Raw genomic sequence first — 5,192 nt, 5'->3', positions numbered from 1 at the left:
CTTGATGAAGCTTACAAGACGTTCATAATGGCTACGTTAGCGATCCTCTATGCTATAGTGTTCGCAGGAGCGTATCCGTGGCTGAGAGAAGTTTCCAACGTTCTTGGCGGAAAGGTCGCTCCGCTGATTGGTAAAGCTATTCACGTACCCTTCGACAAGAAGACGAATCTACTAATTGAAGCGTTCTCCCTGCAGAACTACCTGACATTCTTAGGAATAATCTTGGTTTCAACCCTCGTCATAGCTCCGGCGTTGTTTGCTGCCTTCGCATACCTCTCGAAGATACTCTCGGGAAGAGATGTGTCTTTCAAGAGAGTGTTCATAAACTTCTCCTACGCCCTCGTTCCAATAAGCCTCATGGCTTGGGGAGCTTTCTCCATCTACATCCTGCTCATCAACGGATCCTACGTGTTGAGAATCCTCTCAGACCCATTTAACTTGGGATGGGACTTATTTGGAACTGCACACCTCAAGTGGCAGCCCTACTTCACTTGGGCAATCCCCTACATACAGATGGCGTTTATAGTTGCCGGAGTGGTTTTCTCAACAAGAGCCGCTCACGAGATATCGTTGAGGATGTTCGATGACAAGAAAGCTGCGATAAGGGCAGCGATACCAATAGTGGCGGCAGTGATAGGCTACGCTTTGATAGTTATACACGTCTGGCTGGGCGGAGGTGTGTTCTTATGAGGGTCGGAGACATCATAGCGTTAATACTGCTAATTATTGGAGTCGTAGCGATAATAGGAGGGCCAATGTACTACAAATCTCAGGCAAAAGAAGAGAACGTAATAGAGATCAGGGCGAAGCAGTGGATGTTTGTGCCGAATAAAATCGTCGTCAAGAAAGGAGAAAAAGTCACGCTGAGATTCACCAGCGACGATGTCGCACATGGATTGTACATAGCTGCTTTCGGCATAAACGAAATCGTCGAGCCAGGGAAGTGGAAGGAAGTAACGTTTGTACCTAACAAAACTGGCACATTCGAAATAAGGTGCAACATCTACTGCGGAGAGCCTTATCCGAACTCCGGACTTGGACACTGGATAATGAGAGCAGTTTTGGTTGTAACAGATTAATAATTTAAAATTTTATTTTTTATAAAATTTTATTTGAACTTATTGTTTGTGCATTTGACCACTTTAAAATAAAATCAATATATTTTATACGGTAAAGATTATACATGTATTAACATTTCGAACGGCATTTTCGACTATTTAATATACGTGAGGCTTCGTAAATTTTAAATACCAATAAACAAATTTCGTCGTAAAAATCCCCTAAAAGTTTAGGGCTGAATAATGAGGGGATGCGAATGAACGTAACGAGGAGAGATTTTGTAAAAATGTGTGCTTTGACAGCGATATCAGCGGGAATTAGCAGCAGATACTTCGAAATTGCAACTTCAGCCGAGAAAAGAGAAGAAGAAATGAAAATCGTACGATCGACTTGCTCGCCAAACTGCACTGGAGCGTGTGCCTACAACGCCTACGTTTACAAAGGAAGAATAGTTCAGCTCATTCAGGCAGCGGACTATCCGGAAAGCGACTACAATCCGAGGGGTTGCTTGAAAGGACAGTCGATGTTAAACTTAATCTACGGACCTGACAGACTCAAAAAGCCGCTGATAAGAGTTGGAAAGAGAGGAGAAGGGAAATTTAAAGCTGTCAGCTGGGATGAAGCTTTGGACTACGTGGCTGATAAACTTGCTGAGATAATGAAGAAATACGGACCGGAAAGCGTAGCTTTATCGATACAAGTGCCAGGAACTGGCTACGTGCACAAAGGAGCAGCGATAAGACTTGCTTCGATGTTCGGCTGGAGCGTTCTTCACGGATACACAATGAACGGAGATCTGCCAGCATTCTGGTCTCAGACTTTTGGAGTTCAAACCGAAGAATTCGAATCGCTTGAGTGGGTGAACTCAAAGTACATAGCGATCTTCGGATCCAACATTCTCGTGACAAGGTTGCCGGATGCCAAGTTCTTGAGCATAGCCAAGGAGAGGGGAGCAAAAGTAATCATGGTGGACATGAACTTCACCCCGACAGCTGCGAAGGCTGACGAATGGATTCAGATCAACCCTTCCACCGACGCAGCCTTAGCTTTAGGAATCGTGAACATCATAATAAACGAAAAGCTTTACGACGAGGACTTCGTAAAAACCTACACGGATCTGCCACTTCTTGTAAGACTTGACAACCAAAAGAGGTTAAGAGCCTACGAAGTTAAAGAGCTTAAAGATGAAGCGGAGAAGATGAAGGAGAAGATTCCAGAGTACAGAGATCTTTTCGTTGTCTACGATGTTAAAGAGAGGAGATTCAAAATAGTGAATCCCGAGACTCTCGAAAGAGATTTTGAGCCGGCTTTGGAGGGTGAATTCGAAGTCGAACTCGTTGACGGAAAGAGGGTCAAAGTCAAGCCGGTGTTCCAGCTTATTAAGGAGCTTGTAAATAGGGACTACTCTCCGGAAAAAGTTGCGGAAATCATAACTCCGCCGGGCAGAAGCAAAGAGGAGTACGTAGAGATAATCAAGAGGCTCGGCAGAGAAATGGGAACGATAAAGCCCCTTCACATCATCTACGGAGCGAGCAACTACCAGTGGTTCCACGGAGACCTGAAAGGAAGAGCTCTCTCGCTAATAGTGGCTCTAACGGGCAACATAGGAAAGCCCGGAGCCGGAATTTCAACCTATGCTGGACAGTTCAAAATCAGATGGCCCCTTGGAATGTGGTGGCTGTTCAAAGGTAGAAAACCCAACTGGGTAACGTTCTTACTTTGGTTAAACAAAGAATACAGGCAGAGCGAAGAGTTTAGGAAGTACAATAGAGAGACGCCGTATCCAAAGAACGACGTTAAAGCTTTCGTTTTCGGATGGAACAACCCCTTCGATCAGCACAACATGGCGAACAGGCTTAGGGAGATGGCAACGAATGGAGAACTTGAACTGATAGTCGCCATAGACTTCCAGCAGACGACTTCAACGAAGTGGGCTGATGTCGTTCTGCCGGGAGTGGCTTGGTATGAGAAATGGGAGCTTACCGCCACAATTCTTCACCCCTACGTGCAACTTCAGCAGCCCGCTATAGAGCCGCTATTTGAGTGCATGCCGGAGATATGGATTTTCAAAGAAATAGCGAAGAGACTCGTGGAAAGGTGGGATGATCAAGAACTTAAAGAGCAGATAGAGGAATTCTATCCGGATCCAGAGTTGTTCAGAAAAGAGGAGGAAGCGAGAAAGAACGGAACCTGGAACTTAAAGCTTGCAAGAGAAATTGCGAACGAAGCTTCGTTGAAAGCTGCTGAGCTTATGCTTGGAAAGCACGAATTCACGAAAAACATAACTCTTGAGAGACTTTTAAGAGAGGGGGCAGTGAGATTAAACCTGCCAGCTCCGAACAACAGACAAATTCCGTTCTGGGAGCAGATTCACGAGAAAAAACCGTTCCCTCCGCCATCTTACCCTGCACCTCTTCCTAAGACAGCCAGATTCGTGAAGAGCGGAAGGATAGAATTCTACAAGGAAGAGGATGTCTTCATAGACTTCGGAGAAACTCTGCCAGTTCACAAAGACCCGTTCGTTGATACGGAGTACAAGGTTAATCCGGAGGCTAAGAACAAGTACAAGTTCGCTTATGTGACGAGAAACGCTCTCTACAGAGTGCACTCGACTCACAGTAACAACCTGACAATGCTTGAGTTGCAAGATTTCAGACCGAGAGTCTGGATGAATCCGGAAACAGCGAAGGAGAAGGGGATCAAAGAAGGAGATCTCGTGGAAGTTTACAACGACAGGGGAAGGGTTTATGGCTACGCGGTTCTCGATCCGGGAATTCATCCAAGAGTGATTATATTCGAACAAGGGTGGTGGAGCAGGTACTTGCGAGGAGCATCCTACAACACGCTGACGTTCCCGTGGGTTAAAGCAACTCATTTAGCCTACTTCGTTCCGGGAATCTGGGAGCCGACAACATGCTGGAACGAAACAGCTTGCGATGTCAGAAAGGTTTGAGGTGAGTTAAATGGTTAGGTACGGCATGGTTATAGATCTTAACAGGTGTATAGGCTGCAGAAGCTGTGCCGTAATTTGTAAAATGGTGAACAGCGTTCCTCCGGGAACGTGGTGGCAGAGAGTCGAAACAGTAGGCTCAAAAGAGCACATGGTTCCAGTAGGCGAATATCCAAACCTTTCTGAAGTTTTTCTTCCGGTACCTTGCATGCACTGCGAAAATGCTCCGTGCGTTAAAGTCTGTCCAGTGGGAGCTACTTGGAAGAGAGAAGACGGCTTGGTTTTAGTAGACTTTGAAAGGTGCATAGGTTGCAGATACTGCATCACGGCATGCCCTTACGGAGTGAGACAGTTCAATTGGCAGGATGCCGATGAGAACTTCAAGCAGGCTTTCGAAAGAGCTGGGTTTGAGGAGAACTGGTATGCGGTCAAAGATTACAAACACGGGTATCCTTTCGATCACAGGACTAAAGATGGAAGGCTCGTGTACACTAAAACGAGACCGAGGGGTGTTGTAGAGAAGTGCACGTTCTGCGTTCAGTTCGTTGACAAAGGCATAGCTCCCGCATGCGTTAGAGGATGTCCGGGAAATGCAAGAGTTTTCGGAGATTTAGACGACCCGAACAGCGAGATTTCTAAGATCTTGAGGGACAGATCCGTTTTCAGATTGCTCGAAGAGCTTGGAACTGAGCCTAAAGTTTTCTACATTCCTCCAGCCAGAAAAACGAAGAGAGGAGAGGTTGATTATAGGGAGGAGGTTAAGGGGTGAGTTTTGATGAGGAAGTATAATCTTGCGATGCTCGTACTCGGAATACTTGCAATAATTGGCTTCATCGCATGGATCTATCAGATTCAGAAGGGACTTATAGTCACGAACATGAGAAATCCGTTTAGCTGGGGACTTTACATTGCGATGTGGGCTTTCTACGTCGGTACAGCAGCTGGTGGTCTTGTTGTTTCCTCGGCAATCTACATCTTCGGAGCTAAGCAGCTGAAACCAGTTGCTCCGGTGGCTTCACTAACAGCATTTATCTTTGCTGTTGCTGCAATGCTGATGGTTCTACCCGACTTGGGAAGACCCGAAAGGGTATTCAACATACTACTCTACCCAAATCCAAAATCGCTGCTACCGTGGGACTTTTTGGTTCTTTCAACATATGCAGTTCTTTCAGCTATTTACACT

Annotated in this window: 4 protein-coding genes and 1 pseudogene; all 5 read left to right on the top strand. The window is 45.9% G+C overall.

From position 1 onward, the window contains the following. Positions 1-690, top strand: a pseudogene (locus F7C14_RS07135) (hypothetical protein); the annotation flags it as partial. Further along, positions 687-1,079 (top strand): cupredoxin domain-containing protein, encoded by a 393-nt coding sequence (locus F7C14_RS07130; protein ID WP_290901353.1) that lies wholly within the window; start codon positions 687-689, stop codon positions 1,077-1,079. The pseudogene F7C14_RS07135 and the gene F7C14_RS07130, both read left to right, overlap by 4 nt. Positions 1,080-1,315: 236 nt before the next feature. Further along, positions 1,316-4,012 carry a molybdopterin-dependent oxidoreductase gene (locus F7C14_RS07125; RefSeq protein ID WP_290901351.1) on the top strand — a complete coding sequence of 899 codons (2,697 nt, stop codon included), beginning with the start codon at positions 1,316-1,318 and terminating at the stop codon, positions 4,010-4,012. A gap of 10 nt (positions 4,013-4,022) precedes the next feature. Next, entirely contained in the window at positions 4,023-4,778 is a 756-nt protein-coding gene (locus F7C14_RS07120; RefSeq protein WP_290901349.1) for a 4Fe-4S dicluster domain-containing protein, read from the top strand. A 6-nt stretch (positions 4,779-4,784) separates the two neighbouring features. Then, a partial coding sequence (nrfD, locus tag F7C14_RS07115; protein WP_290901347.1) for an NrfD/PsrC family molybdoenzyme membrane anchor subunit occupies positions 4,785-5,192 on the top strand: 408 nt, incomplete at its 3' end.

Origin of the sequence: Ferroglobus sp. (assembly GCF_015521575.1) — an archaeon.
GTDB lineage: Archaea > Halobacteriota > Archaeoglobi > Archaeoglobales > Archaeoglobaceae > Ferroglobus.
The sequence above is the reverse complement of the archived record's forward strand: the minus strand, read 5'-3'. Positions and strand labels throughout refer to the sequence as shown.